This is a genomic window from Acinetobacter sp. UBA5984, from assembly GCF_002429925.1.
Taxonomy (GTDB): Bacteria; Pseudomonadota; Gammaproteobacteria; order Pseudomonadales; family Moraxellaceae; genus Acinetobacter; species Acinetobacter variabilis.
In genome coordinates this window covers 52,994-72,794 of the sequence record NZ_DJBE01000083.1, presented here as the reverse complement: position 1 = coordinate 72,794, position 19,801 = coordinate 52,994, and the positions used below count along the sequence as shown (strand labels likewise).

18 protein-coding genes and 1 pseudogene are annotated in these 19,801 nt (G+C 42.3%); 10 read left to right on the top strand and 9 right to left on the bottom strand.

Translation table 11 applies throughout. The features are described from left to right. Positions 1-5: 5 nt before the first annotated feature. The 3 genes from B3J29_RS14765 to B3J29_RS14755 all read left to right on the top strand — a co-directional run bounded on the left by B3J29_RS14765 (position 6) and on the right by B3J29_RS14755 (position 4,458). Positions 6-1,241, top strand: coding sequence for a lipoprotein-releasing ABC transporter permease subunit (locus B3J29_RS14765; protein ID WP_034170943.1), 1,236 nt, complete (start codon positions 6-8; stop codon positions 1,239-1,241). Then, positions 1,234-1,917, top strand: a complete 684-nt coding sequence (lolD, locus tag B3J29_RS14760; protein WP_034170942.1) for a lipoprotein-releasing ABC transporter ATP-binding protein LolD — start codon at positions 1,234-1,236, stop codon at positions 1,915-1,917. Before B3J29_RS14765 ends, lolD begins: the two co-directional genes overlap by 8 nt. A gap of 84 nt (positions 1,918-2,001) precedes the next feature. After that, entirely contained in the window at positions 2,002-4,458 is a 2,457-nt protein-coding gene (locus B3J29_RS14755) for a DNA internalization-related competence protein ComEC/Rec2 (protein ID WP_286966010.1), read from the top strand. On the opposite strand, the gene B3J29_RS14750 is transcribed toward B3J29_RS14755, so the two are convergent. Further along, a complete protein-coding gene (locus B3J29_RS14750; RefSeq protein ID WP_034702827.1) occupies positions 4,451-5,425 on the bottom strand; it encodes a lysophospholipid acyltransferase family protein in 975 nt (324 codons plus the stop codon). The genes B3J29_RS14755 and B3J29_RS14750 overlap by 8 nt on opposite strands. Before the next feature lie 127 nt (positions 5,426-5,552). Here B3J29_RS14750 and sppA point away from each other — a divergent pair, with 127 nt between their 5' ends. Both sppA and B3J29_RS14740 read left to right on the top strand, forming a co-directional pair. After that, positions 5,553-6,575 (top strand): signal peptide peptidase SppA, encoded by a 1,023-nt coding sequence (gene sppA / locus B3J29_RS14745; RefSeq protein ID WP_034702824.1) that lies wholly within the window; start codon positions 5,553-5,555, stop codon positions 6,573-6,575. Next, positions 6,572-7,375: an alpha/beta fold hydrolase gene (locus B3J29_RS14740; protein ID WP_034702822.1), complete on the top strand. Its 804-nt coding sequence runs from the start codon at positions 6,572-6,574 to the stop codon at positions 7,373-7,375. Before sppA ends, B3J29_RS14740 begins: the two co-directional genes overlap by 4 nt. A 63-nt stretch (positions 7,376-7,438) precedes the next feature. Here B3J29_RS14740 and purN read toward each other — a convergent pair whose 3' ends face one another. Together purN and purM are read right to left on the bottom strand one after the other, a co-directional pair. Then, positions 7,439-8,068: a phosphoribosylglycinamide formyltransferase gene (gene purN, locus B3J29_RS14735; protein WP_034702820.1), complete on the bottom strand. Its 630-nt coding sequence runs from the start codon at positions 8,066-8,068 to the stop codon at positions 7,439-7,441. Positions 8,069-8,074: 6 nt separating this feature from the next. Further along, positions 8,075-9,145 (bottom strand): phosphoribosylformylglycinamidine cyclo-ligase, encoded by a 1,071-nt coding sequence (gene purM, locus B3J29_RS14730; protein WP_034702818.1) that lies wholly within the window; start codon positions 9,143-9,145, stop codon positions 8,075-8,077. A gap of 135 nt (positions 9,146-9,280) precedes the next feature. On the opposite strand from purM, the gene cxpE reads away from it, so the two are divergent. From cxpE to B3J29_RS14710, 4 genes and pseudogenes are all read left to right on the top strand, one after another. Then, positions 9,281-10,501 carry a chloramphenicol efflux transporter CxpE gene (gene cxpE / locus B3J29_RS14725; RefSeq protein ID WP_034702815.1) on the top strand — a complete coding sequence of 407 codons (1,221 nt, stop codon included), beginning with the start codon at positions 9,281-9,283 and terminating at the stop codon, positions 10,499-10,501. Between the two features lie 15 nt (positions 10,502-10,516). Continuing rightward, positions 10,517-11,069 (top strand): annotated as a pseudogene (locus B3J29_RS14720) (DnaA regulatory inactivator Hda). 121 nt (positions 11,070-11,190) lie between these two features. Beyond that, positions 11,191-12,990: a rhombotarget A gene (gene rbtA, locus B3J29_RS14715; protein ID WP_034702809.1), complete on the top strand. Its 1,800-nt coding sequence runs from the start codon at positions 11,191-11,193 to the stop codon at positions 12,988-12,990. 9 nt (positions 12,991-12,999) lie between these two features. Further along, positions 13,000-15,411: a CSLREA domain-containing protein gene (locus B3J29_RS14710; RefSeq protein ID WP_034702807.1), complete on the top strand. Its 2,412-nt coding sequence runs from the start codon at positions 13,000-13,002 to the stop codon at positions 15,409-15,411. A gap of 51 nt (positions 15,412-15,462) precedes the next feature. Here B3J29_RS14710 and B3J29_RS14705 read toward each other — a convergent pair whose 3' ends face one another. From B3J29_RS14705 to B3J29_RS14685, 5 genes are all read right to left on the bottom strand, one after another. Further along, the gene (locus B3J29_RS14705) at positions 15,463-15,870 is read right to left on the bottom strand and encodes a DUF3106 domain-containing protein (RefSeq protein ID WP_286966005.1); all 408 of its coding nucleotides are present in this window, start codon (positions 15,868-15,870) and stop codon (positions 15,463-15,465) included. Continuing rightward, positions 15,860-16,177, bottom strand: coding sequence for a hypothetical protein (locus tag B3J29_RS14700; protein WP_034702803.1), 318 nt, complete (start codon positions 16,175-16,177; stop codon positions 15,860-15,862). Before B3J29_RS14700 ends, B3J29_RS14705 begins: the two co-directional genes overlap by 11 nt. Beyond that, positions 16,174-16,788, bottom strand: a complete 615-nt coding sequence (locus B3J29_RS14695) for an RNA polymerase sigma factor (protein WP_034170930.1) — start codon at positions 16,786-16,788, stop codon at positions 16,174-16,176. The genes B3J29_RS14700 and B3J29_RS14695 overlap by 4 nt, the downstream gene beginning before the upstream one ends. Positions 16,789-16,955: 167 nt before the next feature. Continuing rightward, positions 16,956-17,732 carry a TrmH family RNA methyltransferase gene (locus B3J29_RS14690; RefSeq protein ID WP_034170929.1) on the bottom strand — a complete coding sequence of 259 codons (777 nt, stop codon included), beginning with the start codon at positions 17,730-17,732 and terminating at the stop codon, positions 16,956-16,958. Positions 17,733-17,781: 49 nt separating this feature from the next. Beyond that, a complete protein-coding gene (locus B3J29_RS14685; protein WP_034170928.1) occupies positions 17,782-18,756 on the bottom strand; it encodes a class 1 fructose-bisphosphatase in 975 nt (324 codons plus the stop codon). A gap of 182 nt (positions 18,757-18,938) precedes the next feature. On the opposite strand from B3J29_RS14685, the gene B3J29_RS14680 reads away from it, so the two are divergent. Next, complete coding sequence (locus tag B3J29_RS14680) at positions 18,939-19,124, top strand: NF038105 family protein (RefSeq protein ID WP_004784609.1); 186 nt, start codon at positions 18,939-18,941, stop codon at positions 19,122-19,124. 90 nt (positions 19,125-19,214) lie between these two features. On the opposite strand, the gene pal is transcribed toward B3J29_RS14680, so the two are convergent. After that, entirely contained in the window at positions 19,215-19,787 is a 573-nt protein-coding gene (gene pal, locus B3J29_RS14675; protein WP_034702801.1) for a peptidoglycan-associated lipoprotein Pal, read from the bottom strand. Positions 19,788-19,801 lie beyond the last annotated feature (14 nt).

Here is a 19,801-nt window from a genome sequence, read left to right as displayed (position 1 = left end):
TGGTTATGTTCAAACCAATCTCGCTGTATATAGGGTTGAAATATACTCGCGCACGGCGTAGTAACCACTTCATTTCTTTTATCGCATTGGTCTCAATGATCGGTCTCACGCTCGGTGTAGCAGTCCTCATTACAGTTTTGTCTGTCATGAATGGTTTTGACCGAGAGTTGAAAAATCGCGTTTTGGGGATGGTTCCTCAAGCCACTGTTTCTTCGACGCAAATTCTAACAAATTGGCCTGAACTTGCAAAGCAGATTGAGCGGCATGAACACGTTCAAGGTGTGGCTCCGTTTACCCAGTTACAAGGGATGCTCACGGCTCAAGGGCAAGTTGCCGGAATTATGGTCAGCGGGATTGAACCAAAGTATGAGAAGAAAGTTTCGATCATCCAGAACCATATGGTCGAGGGTAGTATTGATAACCTGAAAAAAGGTGAATTTGGGATTGTTTTAGGCAAGCAAATGGCAGATGCCATGGGCGTAGGCTTGAATGATAACATTACCTTGGTTCTGCCTGAAGCGACGCCTTCACCAGCGGGTGTCGTACCCCGTTTTAAACGCTTTAAAGTGGTCGGGATCTTCAGCATTGGTGCAGAAGTTGATTCGATGATGGGCTATATTGCTCTGAATGATGCTTCAACCTTGTTACGTCTGCCAGATGGTGCACAAGGCGTACGTATGAAGCTGGATGACATTTTTGCTGCTCCTCAGGTTTCTCAGGAAATTGTGCGTGATTTACCGGGTAACTTCTATGCCTCTGACTGGACTTATACTCACGGTAATTTGTTCAGTGCAATCCAGATGGAAAAAGCGATGGTGAGCTTATTATTATTCCTGATTGTTCTGGTCGCAGCATTTAATATCGTGTCTTCACTGGTGATGGTGGTCACAGATAAAAAATCGGATATCGCAATTTTACGTACTTTGGGTGCTTCACCTGCCACGATTACCCGAATCTTTATGGTTCAAGGTACTGTGATTGGCGTGATCGGTACCTGTGCGGGCGCCATCCTCGGGATTATTGCCGCCACTAGCATCAGTAGTTTTATTGGCTGGTTAAACAATTCACTTGGCCTGAATATGTTTGATGCTTACTTCATCAACTATCTACCTTCTTATCTGCGCTGGCAGGATGTGGTCGTGATTGTAGGTCTGTCACTTGCTTTAAGTTTCTTAGCCACTATTTATCCAGCATTCCGTGCTGCTAAAATTCAACCGGCGGAGGCATTGCGTTATGAGTAATCTGGTTCTAGATGCCCAAAATATCGAGAAATCTTTTACAGATGGAAAATCTACGGTTGATGTGATCAAAGGGATTTCATTACAGGTAAAGGCCGGGGAATTTGTTTCTATTGTCGGTTCAAGTGGTTCCGGTAAAAGTACCTTATTGCATATTCTCGGAGGATTGGATCGTCCTTCTGCCGGACAGGTGATGGTCAATGGTCGCCGTTTTGACAATTTATCTGAAGCAGACCGTGGCTATGTCCGTAATGAAAATTTGGGCTTTGTATATCAATTCCACCATTTATTGCCAGAGTTTACTGCGCTAGAAAATGTCGCGATGCCATTGATGCTGCGTAAAAACGTCAAGTTTAAAGAAGCGAAACAGCAGGCAGAATACTTGCTGGAACGTGTTGGGTTAACCCATCGTTTAACCCATCAACCCGGTGAACTCTCCGGTGGTGAGCGTCAGCGTGTAGCGCTTGCACGTGCTGTAGTCACCAAGCCGAAGTTAATGATGGCAGATGAGCCAACAGGTAACTTGGACCGTAAAACAGCCGATAAAATCTTTGAGTTGCTGACGGAATTACGTAGCGAATTCAATATGGCCATGTTAATTGTGACCCATGATGAACAATTGGCACATTCGGCAGACCGGATTCTACATATGCGTGATGGTCTATGGATGAATGACTAATTGCAGGAATAATCCTCTTTAATTGAAGCTCACCTCGGTGGGCTTTATTATTGCCTGTACATAATAATAAAAAAGAAAATTTTCATGTTGCAATGGCTGTGTCTGGGCTGGATTTTAGGCCTGGCTTGTATGGGAAAATCTTTTCTGAGTATTGAGTTGAATTCAATCTCAGTGATATTTCTTGCTGTGCTCTGTTATTTCTGTAGTTCTAAGTTTAATGCGCTTCTAAAAAATTCCTTACATAAAGGAGTGCTGGTTGGCACTTGGATTCTAATCGGGATATTTCTGGGACATGGTTATGCCAATCAACAGCTCAGCCAACGGCTATTAAATGTCGAGCATGAAGTACAGCAAAAAGACATTATCGTTTATGTCAAACGCTTGAATAAACTCGGTGATCAATCTATACAGCAGCCTTTGGAAGTATTAAACCATGATGGACGCACGGTAACCTGGATGGGTTTTCTATCTGTAAAACCTCCGAATACTTCACAACTATCAGCGAATCATGAAAATTTAAATACGCTTGAACTGGGTCAGTATTACCGGCTGCAAGGTCAGGTACGTCCTAATCACAGTTATGCAACGCCCGGTGCTTTTGATGCTGAAAAATGGGCACTGCAACAGAATGTGATGGCCGGTTTCCGGATCAAGCAGATAGAGCAACTTGATTCAGCTACTGTTTCTACACTGGGGCATAGTCAGTATATTCGAGAGCAAAGAGCTTTAACTCAGCAATTTCTACTTTGGGTAGAACAAAAACGGCTGCAATTAAGAGAGTTCATAGCAAAGCAACCTGTACAAAATAAAGGTCTGCTTCTGGCTTTGCTCACCGGAGATGAAAGCCTTTTAAATCCTGCAACTGAGCAGCAATTTCGACGTATGGGGATGAGTCACTTGCTCGCGATTTCTGGCCCACATGTGCTGATCTTTGCCCTGATGGTCTGCTCCGTACTTCGATTATTCATTGCTCGAAGTATGCCTCAGCTTTATCTAAGATGGCCACGCCAGTATTTTCTGGCTTTGCCGTTTCTGTTTTGTGTGGTGCTGTACTGTGCCTTTGTGGGTTTTGAAATCCCGGCAATCCGCACTCTGCTGATCTGTATGATTGGCGTTCTTCTCATGCTGCTCCGACAAAATCTGCAGGCTTTAAAACTTCTGATTCTGAGCGCTGCCTTACTGTTATTCATTGATCCCTTTAGTATCTTGTCCGCGGCTTTCTGGCTGTCCTATGGGGCCTGTTTTGTATTGCTCAGAATTTATCAGACCATTCAACAGCGACCATCCGAGCAAAATCAGACAGCAATACAAAAACTGTATTTTGCAGCTAAAGTGCTGGTGGAATCACAGTGGAAAATCTTTCTCGCTTTATTTCCTTTAATGATGCTGTTTTTTAAGCAGATTGCTTGGATCACGCCGTTCAGCAATCTGGTCGCAATCCCTTGGATCGGTCTGCTGATTGTACCGATCGATATTCTGGCAGCGATGATATTTTTTATCGCTGAACCGGTGTCAAGCATGCTATTTCAGCTTAATGATCTGTTGCTGAATATCCTGTTGGGATTCTTAAACCTGCTAGATCACTGGTTTAAACCGCAGTTAATTCCAGTTGCGATGAATCTCTGGATGATTGGACTATCTATCCTGTCTTTGCTGATTTTATTCTTACCACATGGAGTATTGCCAAAATCCTGGATGGCTGTGGCGGTAGTACCAATTTGTATTCCTCAATTCTATCATCCACCATTTCAGCTTTCGGTGCTGGACGTTGGGCAAGGGCAGGCGATATTCCTCCGTCATGGAGCCTATAACATGATGATCGATATGGGCGGTTATTATGATGAGGAAAAATTTAGTATTGGAAAGCAGGTAATCATGCCATTTCTGTCGGTACAGGGTGTTTCTCAACTGGATCAACTGATTTTAACGCATCTGGATCAGGACCATAGTGATGCTTATCACAGCATTAAAGACCAGCTCAAGATTCAGAATATCTATGCCAATGAAGTGACCGAAACTGCAGCCTCTTCAAACTTTCAATTATGTTATCAGGGACAGCAGTGGCAATGGCAGAATGATCTGCAGATTAAGGTCATTGCACCAAAACTAGAACAATTAAATGCCACTAATTTCAATAAAAATGACCTGTCTTGCGTGGTGTATTTGCAGCTCAAAAATGTCTGGCCGTATCAGAATTTTCTGCTGATGGGAGATGCAGGTTGGCAGACTGAATATCAGTTACTCAAAGATTATCCTGATTTAAAAGTGGATGTCTTGGTCTTAGGCCATCATGGCAGTCAGCACAGTTCAGCTTATCAATTCTTGCAGCATTATCGTCCTAAACTGGCGATTGCGTCTGCAGGAAGATTTAACCGTTACGGGCATCCAAGTCAGTTGACCCAGCAGCGGCTCAAAGAATTGGAAATTCCTTTATTGACTACAGCAGAGCATGGCAGCCTGCATTTCTCTCAGCAAGGAACTCAAATCATTCTAGAAACTGAAAGAAGTCGCTGGAAGTGGTTACAAAAAAAATCTAAATGACTGATTCTAAAGATGGTTCAATAGGAGCCGGGTTAGAAGTTCTTAACTGGTTCACTTTGGACAAAGCTTGGTCATGATCAAGTTTATAAATATTTCCCAAATCTTCGTGAGCTCTAAAGCGTTTATAGCTCCAGTGATAATGTTCAGGATGATGCTGAATCAGGTTTTCAATCGTGTTGATGATGATACCTGTACCCTGATTGACATCTCCCTGATAAATTTTTTCATCTATGGCCTCGATATGAATATCAAAGCCAGCATCCTCATTACGCAGGGCATAAAGGAACAGGGCACGAGCTTTAGTTTTCTGGATTAGCTTGGCGCTCAGATTACTGGTAGCTAGAGGAACACCAAAGTAAGGAATATATTCACCGCCAACGTTGGGTGTATGATCCGGCAGAATGACAGTAGTGCCACCTTGCTTCAATGCCCTGAAAATCTGTCGTACACCAGACTCATCTGTCGGCACCAGATTGGCCTGTTCGCGGCTACGAGCTGCACGTACAAACTGATCCGCTGCCTGATTTTTTACAGGCTTATACATGATGGTCATTGAAGTGAATTGTGCAATATAGGCATTCATGATTTCCCAAGTGCCAAAGTGCGGCACAATCAATACCAGACCTTTATTTTGTGCCAAGGCATCATGCAGTAAATCTTCGCCTATAACTTTATGCACTCTCTCAATATTTTTCTGATTAGTAGAGCCCCAAATACTAAAAAATTCAAAATAAGACATCAGTTCATTGCGAATCGCAGCACGGGTAATCCGTTCTCTTTCCTGTGTCGACAGTTCAGACAAACTGATCTCAAGGTTCAGGCGAATTACATCAGAAGTTTTAGAAACTTTAAAAATATTAATGATTAAGGCAAGAATACGCGCAATCCATCGGGAAACTGAAAGCGGTTGGCGGCTAATATATTTGAGTAAACCGTAAGCTGAATTCTTTGAGCTGCGTTCAGTCATTGAGTTGTAATATTGATAAAATAAAAAAGAATAGCATTTATTATAGGCGAAAACGGTTTCTTTAGACAGAATTACCCTTTTCGGTGTATATAATGGGTTCAATATAAATTAATTTATTGGATTATTTATGTCCGATTGGCCACCAAAACCTGAAAATCAAATACAAAATACGCAACAACCAGTTCAACCGACTGGCCCAGAATGGAAACTGCTGGAAAAAGCAGTTTTAGCTTCAGTAGAAGAGCAACGACGGGCACGTCGCTGGGGGATCTTCTTTAAATTTCTAACCTTTGCTTATCTGCTGGTTATCATTCTTGCGCTGGGTAAAGGCTGTAGCATGAGTGCTTCTGATCCGAGTGCAGGCGCAGGTGCACACATTGCTGTGGTTGATATTATTGGTACGATTGCCGCAGACAAGCAAAGCGTAAACAGTAGCAATACCATCAAATCACTCAAAAAAGCCTTTGAAAACAAGCAAAGTAAGGCTGTTGTTTTAAATATTAATTCACCGGGTGGTTCACCAGTCCAGTCAGATGAAATCTGGCAGGAAATCCAGTATCTGAAAAAACAGCATCCTGAGAAAAAACTCTATGCCGTGATTGGTGATACCGGGGCTTCTGGTGCTTACTATATTGCATCTGCTGCAGATGAAATCATTGTCAATCCATCGAGTCTGGTCGGTTCAATCGGTGTGATCATGCCGAACTATGGTGTGAATAACCTGCTGCAAAAACTTGGAGTTGAAGACCGCACCATGACTTCAGGTGAAAATAAAGCTTTGCTGTCAATGACACAGCCAGTTGATCCTGTGCAAAAAGCGCATGTACAAGGTGTGCTGGATAATGTGCATGATCACTTTATTAATGCTGTAAAGCAGGGGCGTGGAGCAAAATTGAAATCGACTGATCCTGCTATTTTCTCAGGTCTGTTCTGGACTGGTGAACAGGCGGTAAAATTGGGTATTGCAGACCGTATTGGCAGTTTAAATACTTTGAAACGTGAACTAAAAACTGAAAAAGCACTTAATTACACCATTGAATATAGTCCATTTGAGTCAGTACTAGGTCGTATGGGTTCATCGATTGGTGAAGGAATTGCAACTTCAGTGGCACAGAAACTTCAGTCAGAAAATAAAACGACATTACAATGAAACCATTGATTCATTTTGCGCACGCCAATGGCGTGCCATCTAAAGTCTATCAAAAGCTGTTTGAAGGACTGCAAGATGATTACGATATTATCTATGTGCCGCTATTAGGGCCTGATAAGCGTTATCCAATTGATAATCATTGGAAAAGTCTGACTCAGCAGGTGATTGACAGTATCGTGCGCCAGTCTCATGGACGTCCAGTGATTGGTTTGGGGCATTCATTAGGTTCAGTCCTGAGCTTTCAGGCCTCCTTACAGCGTCCGGAACTTTTTTCGCAAATGATTATGCTTGATCCACCGATGATCATGGGCAAAGAAGCCTTGGCGTTGTATATTGCAAAAACTTTCCGCTTAAAAGCACTGGACCAGATGTCACCTGCAGGTTTGTCGAAACGCCGTCGTGATCATTGGGAGTCTCGGGAACAGGCAGCTGAACTGTTACGTCCAAAAGGCTTTTATCAGGATTTTGATGCAGATTGCTTCCAGGCTTATATTGACTATGCCTTAAAGGATGATCCGGTTCGAGGTGGAGTTGAACTCACCATTCCTAAAATGGATGAAGTAAATATCTTTAGAACTAATCCATCGCTATGGTGGTTACCTCAGGCAAAACCAAAAGTACCAGTGCATCTGGTGGTTGCCAAGAAAGGTCCATTTTTGGCGCGCAGATTTCCGCAGCAAGTGCAAAAGAAATTTGGCATTCCATTTACAGTGGTAGATGGTGGGCATATGTTCCCATTAGAGCAGCCTGAGCAAGTCGCAAGTCTGGTCAAACAACTGATTCAGCAACAGTCTGCTTAAAGTTCATCTCATCTAAAGAAATAAAAAAACGCATCCGAGGATGCGTTTTTTATATTTGGACTTTTAGAATTTGCAGAATTGAACGGGTTCCTGCATTTTTGCATTACGGTACAACACACCTTGTTCAGTATGCTGAATTGTCCCATTACAGATCCATTCTACCACTTGTGGGTAAATCAGATGTTCCAGTACATGTACACGCTGAGCTAAAGTGTAAGTCGTATCTTGATGCGATATTTTTAACACACCCTGTGCTAAGGCTTGCCCAGCATCCAGTTCGGGAGTGACATAATGCACTGTACAACCATGCAGAACATCACCGGTATTCAGGACGCGCTGATGGGTATGCATGCCTTTGTAATATGGCAAAAGGGAAGGGTGAATATTCAGCATTTTTCCTTCCCAGGCTTTCACAAATTTTTCACTTAAAATTCGCATAAAGCCCGCAAGTACCACTAGATCAACATCCCAGTCCAGAAGCTGCTGATGCATGACATCATCAAAAGCTTCCCGGCTTGGATACTGCTTATGTTCAATGACTGCAGTCGGAATTCCTGCTTTATGAGCGCGCTCTAAAGCAAATGCTTCAGGCTTGTTGGAAAGCACCCCGACAATTTCTCCTGACAGATTGGCATCAATGAGGGCTTGCAGGTTCGATCCACTGCCTGAAACAAGTACAGCAATTTTAATCATGCGAAATTACGCGAAGATCACACGGATTTTTTCGTCAGCGCCTTCTACAGACTCGGCATTATCTGCAATGTGACCCATTGCCCATGCTTTCTCGCCCAAACCGTTGAGTAACTCTACAGTTTTGTCTGCTTCTGCTGCATCAACAACAAGAACCATACCTACGCCACAGTTAAAGGTACGATACATTTCGAACTGCTCTACACCGCCTTCACGTTGAAGAAGTTTGAACAGCTCAGGCCACTCCCAAGAAGATTCATTTACGACTGCTTGAGCACCGTTTGGTAATACGCGAGGCAGGTTGCCTGGTAAACCGCCACCAGTGATGTGTGCCATTGCATGTACGTCAACCTGTTTTAGCAGTTCAAGAATCGATTTCACATAAATGCGTGTTGGCTCCATTGCAACGTCAGCAAGTGGACGACCATCAACGATTTGATTCAGGTCAACATTTTTAACTTCAAGAATTTTACGAAGCAAAGAATAACCGTTTGAATGTGCACCCGAAGATGCAACACCAATAAGTACATCACCCGCTTTTACTTTAGAGCCATCAATAATTTTGCTTTGCTCAACTACACCGACACAGAAGCCTGCAAGATCGTAATCTTCACCTTCATACATGCCTGGCATTTCAGCAGTTTCACCACCAACCAGTGCACAGCCTGCAAGTTCACAGCCAGCACCGATTCCTGTTACGACATTTGCAGCCACGTCCACATTTAGGTGACCAGTCGCATAATAGTCCAGGAAGAAGAGTGGTTCAGCACCACAAACGAGAAGGTCGTTCACACACATTGCAACCAGATCTTGACCAATGGTGTCATGACGGTTCAAATTCAGTGCCAGACGTAATTTTGTACCAACACCATCTGTGCCTGATACGAGAACAGGTTCTTCATAACCTTTAGGGATTTTACAAAGGGCGCCGAAACCGCCTAATCCGCCCATTACTTCAGGACGTTTAGTACGCTTAGCGACGGACTTGATTCGGTCGACTAACGCGTCTCCCGCTTCAATATCGACACCTGCATCTTTGTAGCTTAAAGCAGTGTTTGGGGTAGAAGTTGAGTTGCTCATAATGAAGTCTCCGCATTCGCGCGGGGGATTATAACCTGAATATGCAAAACTCTTATGGTATTTATGCCCTAAAATGCTATCTTTATTAAAATATTTTACTTTTTATAAAGATTAATAGAGAGAAGGCGAAACTTTATGGTAGATCGCACATTGCGTCGCGTGTTTATCCTAGCTGGGATAGCTTTGTTGTTGTGGATTCTATATTTACTAAAACCCGTTGTAATTCCATTTGTTGCAGCGTTTTTAATGGCTTATCTGTTCAGCCCGCTGGTAGATAAACTGCACGATATCGGTCTGCCACGTTGGCTCTCTATTAGTATCGTTTTTACTGGAATCGGGATCGTTATGATTCTGGCGATCTGGTATCTGGTGCCGCTGATCTGGCAGCAGCTGATTTATGCGCGTGACAATATACCTGCGGTCATTAGCTGGATTAATTCAACCTTTTTGCCGTGGCTGTCGAATACTTTCAATGTCGTTGAAATGGAAATTGATACCACACAGATTTCTGATGTGGTCATGGACTATGTGCAAACCAATTATAGTGCCGACAGCATTCAGGCCTTCCTGCTACGCCTTGCACAATCTGGAATTAACTTTCTGCAGATTGGCGGTACGATTGTCCTGATTCCAATTATTGCATTCTATTTCCTGCTGGATTGGGATCGTATGCTGGAAAGCTTACGTCGCCTGATTCCACGTCCTTATGAACAAAGTACATTAAGAATCGTCGGTGAATGTCACAGTGTACTTGGGGCCTTTGTGAAAGGACAATTTCTGGTGATGATTCTGCTGGGGATCGTTTATGCGATTGGTTTGCAATTGATTGGTCTTGAAGTTGGTCTGATTATTGGCATGGTGGCAGGTCTGGCCAGTATTATTCCTTATCTGGGATTTGCGGTCGGGATTATTGCAGCTGTCATTGCGACCTTTCTGCAATTCGGGATTGACTGGTGGCAACTGGTTCTGGTGGGTGTCGTATTTATGGTCGGCCAGGCAGTAGAAGGCTATGTATTACAGCCATTCCTGCTCGGCGATAAAATAGGTTTATCTCCAGTTGCTGTGGTTTTTGCGGTATTGGCGGGCGCACAATTGGCTGGCTTCCTGGGAATGCTGATTGCTCTACCAGTTGCAGCGGTAATTGTGGTTCTGCTGAGACATGCACGTGAATATTATGAATGCACATCATTTTATGGAAATCAGGCAGTCGTCATGAATGATCCGGCTACAGGTTCCATAAGCGTAGAAACTTCAGACTTAGATGTTGATATTGAAATGAAAAAGTCAGAAGCAAAACCACTGCAAGAGGAAGAGAAATCAAGTAAGATGGATGTACCTCTTCATAAAGACTCATAAGGCCATCAGAATCATATGCGTCAATTGCAGCTAGATATAGAACCTCAACTCGATGCTCGAATTAGTGATTTTTCGGGCCCGGGATGGGGTCATGTAATTGACGCAGTCCGACAGCTGCATGCAGGCCTAATCAGCCGCTTTTATGTGTACGGCGGAGCTGGAACAGGGAAAAGTCACTTACTCTCTGCCATTTGTGATTCTTATCTGGAAATCGGCAAGACCGCTATACAGGTGTCTTTGCTGGAACTTCTGGATGCACCNNGCGCCCATTGAATTAAAACTTGAATTGCCTGATTTGCAGTCCCGACTCACGCAGGCAGTCAGTGTTCGTGTCCCAAATGGCAGTCTTTATGCTGACCGATTTGCCTTGGTATCCTCGGTATTGGACCGACGTGGTATTCATCTTGATCCACAGATTTTTGATTATTTGCTGCATCACGGACCACATCAAACTTCCGTACTTTTGCAAACATTAGAACAGATTATTCAATTACTTAAAGGCGAAAAGCTGAAAGTCAGCAATGCTAACCTGCGGCAGATTTATGCATTAATTGATGAATATCGTTAAATTATAAAACATCTTGAGTAATTACTCAGTCTATGCGAAAGTAAGGCAAAATAATTCGCTGTTGCAAGGAAGATGCAACTTTAGAAGAAAAAGAAAGAAATAAAAAATTAAGGAGAAGGGTATGCTCAAGAAGAGCATAGGCATGGCTTTGCTATGTATGGCGGGGCAGGCATATAGTGCAGAAATTATTGTAACTACCACAGAAGATATTGAAAAAGATGACAAGGAATGTTCACTTCGAGAAGCTGTTGAATATGTGAATCGTGGCCTGGCTAAAGAAGGTTATATGGGCTGTGGTGGCGAAAATGCTATTGGCACCATTATCTTAAAAGAAAAAACGACCTATGTACTGAATAAGCATATCCCGATCAAGAAATCAGTAACGATTAAATCTATCGCAGAAGTAGATGGTGAATTTAGTAGTACCGATAAGGTAATGGGGTTATATAACGCTCATATTCAAATGAAAGGGACAGATAATCTCTTCCGTATTAGCAATGATGAAGAGTTGATTCAAGTCAATTTAAAAGAACTCGACCTTGAAGGTTGTGGTAAAAGTAGCTGTGCCGAACAAGGTGGCCTAATTCATAATAAAGGAAAATTGATAATTGATTACAGCCGCTTATATAAGGGGGCTGCGAGTCAAGGTGGTGCCATTTATAATGTGGGGAAATTTGGCCAGAATCTGATTGCTTTTGTCGAAATAAAAACCAGCCTGATTGAAAATAATCAGGCGCAACAGGGTGGCATACTCTATAGCCAGCTTCCATACTTTCTGGTTTATCAAAGCGTTTTAAAGAATAACCAGACGCTGAATAATAATGCTACCAATATTTATACAGTGGGCCAAGTCGATAATCCTGCCGATATTCAATCCATTAATGCTGAAGTCCTAAGCAGTACCCTGTTAAAAAATAAGGGAGCGCTGATCAATGTGATTGATGGGGTGGGAATCAATAACCTGACAATAGTGGATAATACGGGTACGGCACTACGTATGAATGCCCCAAATGGTAAAGCCTATGTGGCGAACAGTATTATTTTAAGAAATGGTGCGCAGGATTGTCAGATTGAAACTACGGATAAAAGTACGATTCACAATAATCTAGTGACAGCATCTTGTGGTACAGGTGATGCTGCGTATCCAAACCAGATCTGGACAGGTACTCGCTTGTTTGCAGAGGCTTCAGATCAAAGTGAAGGTGTCTGTCTAAATTTAAAACAAAATAATGATGCTATTCTATGTCCTTATAGCGTTCCTAAAGATCAGTTCTTGGGCTATCTACGTCCTCGTATCCTGTTGAATTATAATCAGGTCAGTGATTCACCGATTGTAAATAGAGGGACTAGCTACAATAGCAGCAATCCTTCAGTAAGCTGTGAGGCGGCAGACCAACGCGGTGTAGACCGTTTACTGGATAACTTATTTTGTGATCGTGGTGCGATTGAAATTACAGTTCCAACATCTACCAGTCTGGTTGGGCAGGATCTTCTAAAAGGAGAGACTGCAAAGTTTTCAATTGAATCTGCTTTAGGAGATAGTGATTTAATCCCTAAAGAACAATGCAATAATATTATTGGAGAGAATCCAAAGGGTGAGCCTTGGCAAGATGGCTGCTTACAGGTTATCCAAACCAAAACTGTTTCCAAGGGCAAAACAGTCATTGATATTGATGGGAATGTGGTTTATACCCCAGATTCACAATGGCATGGTGCTGACATTTTTGAAATTCAGGTAGTTACTTCATCTACACGATTTAATAAGTCCAAACCGTATCTGGTTTTAAGTACCCAGATTGTACAGGAACCTAAAAATGAAATGAAAGACAAGTCTGTGAAGACCTCTGGTGGGGCATGGGGGATCGCTGGCTTAATGGGCTTGATAGGGTTGATCGGCCTACGTCGCAGATTAAAAGATTAAGGAAAAATCATGAAAAATTATAAAAAAGGACTGCTTGCAGCCATGATTTTATCTGCCATGAGTTTAATGGCAGCCGAAGATAAAACCATATATGTCACTACATTTGCTGACGAGGATGGGGAAAATACCAGTGCCTGTTCCCTGCGTGAAGCCATTAAGACAGCCAAGCTGGATAAATCCTATGGAGGGTGTAATGTTGGCCGTACATTGCGTAATGACGGTTCCGCTCCAGATGTCATCCAACTCGAAGCTGGGGAATACAAAGTCAATAGTGAAATTATTGTTGAATCCCATGTCAATATTTTGGGAAAATCACCCTTCAATTATACTCAAAGAAGTCCTATTACCTTTTTATATCCAATACGTGAGGCTTTAACAACCACCATTTCAGGCCAAGGGAAAACCCGCTTATTTAATACGGTCGCTAGCCAAGCCAGCATGGTGGTAAATGGTATCATCCTCAAAGATGGTTATGCTGCAAAAACTAGTCTGGATAAAGGTAATGGTGGAACATTTTATGTCGCCGGTCCTCTAAGCCTCGTGAATAGTGAAATTGTAAATTCACGAGCGGCTGCAGAAGGGGGAGCAATTTATGCAGTGGCAATGAATAATGAAAAAATTATCAGGATTCAGGATTCCTTAATTCATCAGAATAAAGCAGCTACATATGGCAGTGTTTTGGCCATGGATTGTGTGGGGAATTTGGGCAGTACAGAGACCAAGCTAGAAATTAGTGCAAGCAGCATTGTCAAAAATGGTTCTACTGATACGGCCAGTATTCTGGACTTTTGTGGTTATGCTAAAGCTGATATTAGTAACTCTACAATTGCAAAAAATACGACCAGTGTCACAGGTCATATTTTCCGAATGGCCAATGAAATCAGCCGTCCATTAAGTTCTTTCTTCACTTTTAGTGCCATTAATAACACGATTGTCGAAAATACTGCTCGCTCTATCATCTTTTATGACAATACTGGTAATTCGAGTCTGGCTTATAACGTGTTGGCCTTTAACCAGGGCTTGTCTTGTGAATATGCCTTGAATGGTGGAAACCCAAGTAAAGAACAGGATGCAGATTTATTTACTGCTTATAATGCGATCCATACAAGTGGTTCCTCGCGCTGTGTGTTGCCTGAACTGGCTGAAAACAGTGTTTCAACGAATATTGATGTATCTACTAATAAGATCACAGATCTATTAACTGCTTATATCGAACCTTCTGTAAATAACCGTTATTTAGGCATGTATTATCCAATTGATCGACAATCGAATACGGATCTGGTCAATATTGGTACAGAAAGTTGTGAAGAAACTGATCAGCGTGGAATTGAGCGGTTGACTAAGGCAACATTGTTATTTAATCCGGACGCAAAAAATTCCTGTGAAATTGGGTCGGTCGAAATCCGGCGCTTAACTGCAGCGGATATTTCTGGTCTAAAAAATAGTTCTTTAACTGAGTTGCTGGATTATTATCAGGATAATATTGATGATATTAATTCTATTCTGGCAGATAAGAATACAAAACCTGAAGAAATACAGGGCTTAAAGGAAGAGCTAAAAGAATATGAGGATCTTTTAAAATATACCAAGCAATACCAGAAATATCGTGCCATATACGTTAATCCATTTAGTTTGGTCATGCCTCAAGAAACTTTAAATACTACTCAAGTACAAGCTAAAGCATTAAATTCACAAAATTATGAAATTACAGTGCAATCTTTAGGTGTAGGGTCTTTATCTGGATTAGGCAGTTCATTAATTGTTCAAGGTGCGCCTAATGACCCAAATTTAAAATGTGAATGGAAGCCTGATTTAAACCGTATCATGATGTATCGTACTGATGGCAAAGTAACCAGTCTCTCGGATACGGAGTATTGCCGTTATACAATTAAAGACAAGCAGACAGGTGCCAGCAGTACAGGTATTTTGCAGGGCGCATTTGTAAATATTAAACCGATTGTAAAAAATGACGAATATAGAATTAGCGCAGAAAACAATCTGACCGTAACTGTGAATCCCTTAGAGAATGACAGTGATGATGGCGATGGTCCACGGATGAATGGCAAGGCTGCTTTCTATCGTGATAAAGATGGTCGTGAGATTCCAATTCGTATTGTCAAGCTTCCTGCTGGAGTAAGCCTTTCTGCAGAGCGAGAAGGACCATGCCCAGGGAATTTTGCAGGTGAAACCTGTTATGGTGGAAAATTGACCTTTAGTGTGAAAAATACTTTTAGTCAGTCAGATTATGAAATGCAGTATCATGTTTTTGATGCAGATGAATTGATGTCAGATACAGCTAGAATTAACTTAAAAAATACGGCTAAAAATACCAATACATCATCAAGTGGTGGTGGTTCATTTGGAATTTGGGGAATGTTCGGATTATTAGGTCTGGCAGGATATCGCCGAGTTAGAAAATAATTGCAGTATGAAAAAAAGCCTCCAGATGGAGGCTTTTTTATTTAACTAAAATCAATGAGTTTTAGGTTGAGTGAGTTGCTGGTATTTCTGGATATATTCTTCACGGATCGCCAGTCGTTCTTCTGGCGATGCTTTTTGCATCCGCGCACCTAACTCCTTACGTTCCTGACTGCTCATCATTTGCCAGGTTTCACGCATACGCCGCTTTTCAGCTTTAGGAAGCTGAGTGAACCAGTCCATGCGTTGCTGTAAATTAATACGTTGCTGTTCAGGTATTTCTTTTAAGGACTGATAACGTTTGATTAATGCCAGTTGTTCGGAATCAGAAAGAGTATCCCAGGTTTCATTGACCTGCGTATTGGCATCTTTGGAAAAAATCCAAAAACGTTCAAATCCCGCAAAGCTGGTTTGCAGGAAGCTGAATGCACAAAATGCAATTGCTAATCTTTTAGCTGCCATGTGGAACTTTGTCCTCACCTAAAACCATTAACATTTCCAGATCTTCAAGCATCTGTGGGGAGAGTTTGGGGGTAGATACTACCTGAGTCTGAGGTTCGTTATGGCTGACAATATTCGGTAGCACTACCACGCCAGCAATCGCAGCAGCCAAAGCAAAGCCAGACATTTTTAGAAATGCAAAGCGTGAATGTTGTGCGTCATGAATATGCTCCAGCACATGATTCATCACCACCGGTTTATCTTTGTGGTGCTGTGCCAGTCCATCAAGTTTGGAAGTTACTTGCTTTAAGAAATCATCTTGCTTCATTCGGATGATCCTCCCAGATATGGATTTAAGTGTGCTAGAGAGGCACGTAGACCTTGAATAGCACGGTGATAATGGGTTTTCACACTGCCTTCTGTACAGTTCATAATTTGCGCTGTAGTTTGAGTATCAAAGCCTTCCCAGGCTCTGAGCATAAATGCTTGCTGCTGACGCACAGGTAATTTGGCAACCGCCTCCTGAATTTCTTCAGCAGTTACTGCCTGATCCAGAAATTCTAAAGGTGAGGGCGTAGATTCATCTACCAGATTGTCAAATTCGACTTCGTCGTCATCGAAGCTGACTTTTTTGAAAAAGGAAAATGGCTGGTTGCGACGTGCTTCTTTACGACGCCAATCCTGTAATTTGTTATTCAGAATCGTATAGAACAGGGGATACCACTCTTCAGTGCTTTTCTCTGCATAAGATTTATGCAAAGAAATAAAAGCTTCCTGAACCAGATCCATTGCGATTCCATGTTGTCCTTGAGTCGCACTTTCCATCATCACCAAAGCACGCCCAGTCACGTCCTGCATGAAATTTTTCAGGCGAGACTCTGCCGTACTCTTTAGAATACTCGCATCTTGTGACTGCAACGGTTTCGGTGCTAAATCCATAGAGATGGAAAATCCTGTCATTGGATACCCACCATTATTCCCAAGTTCATGTGCATATAACGTTGGGAATAACGATTTGGTTGACAATAAAACTTATTATTTTTGTAGTGTAATCTATTTTATAAATACACTGACTGGAATTAAAACAATGTAACCTAAATACCGTATTAGATACGTTGACGTACCATCTCAAAGAAACAGATAGAGCCTGCAATCGCAACATTCAGGGATTCCTGTCCACCTGGCTGTGGAATAGTCACCGCTTCGGCATGTTGCAGGGCATAGTCAGATACACCTTGGCCTTCATTGCCCAGAATCCAGACGCAGGCTTTATGCAAGTCCTTGCTATACAGGCTGCTAGAACGATGTGAGCTGGTGACATATACCGGAATCTTGAATTGCGGTAAAAGGTCTTCTAGTGCAATATTTTCAAAAGTTTGCAAAGAAAAATGTGCGCCCATACCTGCACGTAATACCCGTGGTGACCAAAGAGATGCTGAACCCTTGGTACAAATGACCTGATCAATACCGGCAGCTGCTGCTGAACGTAGCAGGGTACCGACATTGCCGGGATCCTGCACATTTTCAAGGATCAGGGTGTCAGCCGTAAAATCAAGTGCCTGGTTTGAGCTTGGAATATCCACAATCGCCATACAGGCAATTGAAGTGCCTAAGGTACTCAGGTCTTTATAAAGCGATTCACCAATGACAAAGACCACACCAGTATATTTGTTTAAAATAATGTCGAAATCAGGATGCTCTAAAGCATGTTCAGTCGTGAAGATCGAATTGATTTTCTTGTTTTCATGTAACCATGCAAGACACAGGTGCGTGCCTTCAAGCACAGTCTGTCCTTGTTTTTTTCGATAAGAATTCTGTTCAATTAAACCGCGTAAGTTTTTGATTTTAGGATTGTCTTTGGATTCAAGGAAGATGGTTGGCATAAGAAGAAAGTCCACGGCAGTCAATCAAGGATCAACTGCCGTTTAAAAATTAGTGGTGGTAGCTGGTCACAAGCTCAACTTCATTTTTTGAGCCAATGATGACAGGAACACGTTGATGCAGATTTGTAGGTTCGATTTCAAGAATGCGGACACGACCAGTCGTTGATGCACCGCCAGCCTGTTCCATTAGCATACTCATTGGATTGGCTTCATACATTAAACGTAAACGACCTGCTTTAGTTGGGTCTTTTAAGTCGTATGGGTACATGAAGATCCCGCTACGGCACAGAATACGGTGAATATCGCCGACCATACAAGCAACCCAGCGCATATTGAAATCTTTGGCGCGAGGACCTGTTTTACCTGCCAGCAATTCATCGATATAACGCTGTACAGGCGCTTCCCAGTGACGCTGATTCGATGCATTGATTGCATATTCTTTAGTATCAGCAGCCACCTGAATCGCTTCAGAAGTCAGCAGAAACTCTTGAGTTTCAGGATCGAAAGTGAAGAATACCACACCAGCACCCACAGTAAGTGCCATCATGGTTGATGGGCCATACAGGACATAACCAGCAGCAACCTGATTGACACCAGCCTGCATGAAGTCTTCTGCCTGGGTTACACTATTTTTTGCAGGAAGAATCGAAAAAATGGTACCCACACACATGTTGATATCAATATTGCTTGAACCATCAAGTGGATCGAACAATACTAGATATTGACCATTTTCCTGAGCTGAAGTGAATTCATCCAGTTCTTCAGAAGCTAAACCGCCTACATGTGGATGTACTTTTAATGCATCAATCAGATAATCATTGGAAATCACATCCAGTTTCTTTTGCTCTTCGCCTTGAACATTTTCATGCTGAGCACTACCTAATACACCCGCTAGAGCACCTTTTTGCAGGAGTTGGTCAATACGCTTGCAGGTATTTCCAATTGTTTCAATTACTTGTGCAAGTTCAGGTGTGAGGTTCCCGTTTTGTTGTTGTAGAAATTGGGATAAGGTGCGGTATGACATAAGGGAAAAACTCCAAGACTTATAATCGGGGAAAAAGATCAAAACGATATACGGCTATATTTTAGATGAGAACGTTCGAAAAGGACAATTAAACTGAATTATTTGTTGTGATTTTGCCCTTGCAACTCCTGTGGAAAGTGCTATGTTGAATCAAAGGAAAAAATGATCATAGGAGCACAGAGATGACAACATTAAAGTTTGATGCGACTCCAACGCCGAGCGAAGCGATTAATCTCGATGAAATTTCTGAAGACAAAATGAAAGAAGCGTGGAAGGATTACGAAGCAAAACCTGAATATAAAAAATTCAATAAACACGACATGATTGAATCCATGCAAACTGCCGAAGAAGTTGAAGGCAAAGAGTAATTTTATTCTTTGATCTTTCAAATATCTTCCTAATAAAAAAGCACTCAATTGAGTGCTTTTTTATTAATGATGCATTATTTAAATGATCACTTATTTTAGTAGTGGTGGAACAGCTTCGTAGTTGATTTCTACACGGCGGTTTTCTTTCCATGCACTTTCATCATGACCAGGATTAACTGGCATTTCTTTACCATAGCTCACTGCTTCAAGTTGGCCTGCATTTACACCAGAGGTGATCAGGAAACTTTCTACTGCTTTGGCACGACGTTCACCAAGCGCCATGTTGTATTCACGTGTACCACGTTCATCTGTATGGCCTGTCAGAGCTACACGAGAGTTTGCATTTGCCATCAGGAACTGGGCATGTGCTTGCAGAGTGCGGATATCGTCATTGCTCAGTTCACTGCTGTCATAGTCAAAGTGAACTACACGTTTAGCTAAATAAGCCTTATTTTCCGCAGTTACACCTTTAGCAGATGCACCAGCCATATTTTGAGCGCTTAAAGCTGCATCTTCACTTAGACCTTCAGTGCTTACAGTGGTGGTGCCACTCGTATCTAGGTTGCCAGTTTGAACTTCAGCTGCTGGTTTACGGCTGGCACAACCAGTCATTACGATTGCGGCTGCAAGTAAAGGAAGTGCAAATAATTTTACTTTGTTCATTCTTCATCTCCATG

What these genes read in the sequence shown, in the direction of transcription:
- pal (WP_034702801.1), bottom strand. Translation starts at nt 19,787, where the DNA reads ATGAACAAAGTAAAATTATTTGCACTTCCTTTACTTGCAGCCGCAATC.
- B3J29_RS14700 (WP_034702803.1), bottom strand. Translation starts at nt 16,177, where the DNA reads ATGAAGCAAGATGATTTCTTAAAGCAAGTAACTTCCAAACTTGATGGA.
- B3J29_RS14750 (WP_034702827.1), bottom strand. Translation starts at nt 5,425, where the DNA reads ATGACTGAACGCAGCTCAAAGAATTCAGCTTACGGTTTACTCAAATAT.
- purM (WP_034702818.1), bottom strand. Translation starts at nt 9,145, where the DNA reads ATGAGCAACTCAACTTCTACCCCAAACACTGCTTTAAGCTACAAAGAT.
- B3J29_RS14695 (WP_034170930.1), bottom strand. Translation starts at nt 16,788, where the DNA reads ATGGATTTAGCACCGAAACCGTTGCAGTCACAAGATGCGAGTATTCTA.
- B3J29_RS14710 (WP_034702807.1), top strand. Translation starts at nt 13,000, where the DNA reads ATGAAAAATTATAAAAAAGGACTGCTTGCAGCCATGATTTTATCTGCC.
- B3J29_RS14740 (WP_034702822.1), top strand. Translation starts at nt 6,572, where the DNA reads ATGAAACCATTGATTCATTTTGCGCACGCCAATGGCGTGCCATCTAAA.
- B3J29_RS14690 (WP_034170929.1), bottom strand. Translation starts at nt 17,732, where the DNA reads ATGCCAACCATCTTCCTTGAATCCAAAGACAATCCTAAAATCAAAAAC.
- B3J29_RS14755 (WP_286966010.1), top strand. Translation starts at nt 2,002, where the DNA reads ATGTTGCAATGGCTGTGTCTGGGCTGGATTTTAGGCCTGGCTTGTATG.
- B3J29_RS14685 (WP_034170928.1), bottom strand. Translation starts at nt 18,756, where the DNA reads ATGTCATACCGCACCTTATCCCAATTTCTACAACAACAAAACGGGAAC.
- rbtA (WP_034702809.1), top strand. Translation starts at nt 11,191, where the DNA reads ATGCTCAAGAAGAGCATAGGCATGGCTTTGCTATGTATGGCGGGGCAG.
- cxpE (WP_034702815.1), top strand. Translation starts at nt 9,281, where the DNA reads ATGGTAGATCGCACATTGCGTCGCGTGTTTATCCTAGCTGGGATAGCT.
- B3J29_RS14765 (WP_034170943.1), top strand. Translation starts at nt 6, where the DNA reads ATGTTCAAACCAATCTCGCTGTATATAGGGTTGAAATATACTCGCGCA.
- sppA (WP_034702824.1), top strand. Translation starts at nt 5,553, where the DNA reads ATGTCCGATTGGCCACCAAAACCTGAAAATCAAATACAAAATACGCAA.
- B3J29_RS14680 (WP_004784609.1), top strand. Translation starts at nt 18,939, where the DNA reads ATGACAACATTAAAGTTTGATGCGACTCCAACGCCGAGCGAAGCGATT.
- lolD (WP_034170942.1), top strand. Translation starts at nt 1,234, where the DNA reads ATGAGTAATCTGGTTCTAGATGCCCAAAATATCGAGAAATCTTTTACA.
- B3J29_RS14705 (WP_286966005.1), bottom strand. Translation starts at nt 15,870, where the DNA reads ATGGCAGCTAAAAGATTAGCAATTGCATTTTGTGCATTCAGCTTCCTG.
- purN (WP_034702820.1), bottom strand. Translation starts at nt 8,068, where the DNA reads ATGATTAAAATTGCTGTACTTGTTTCAGGCAGTGGATCGAACCTGCAA.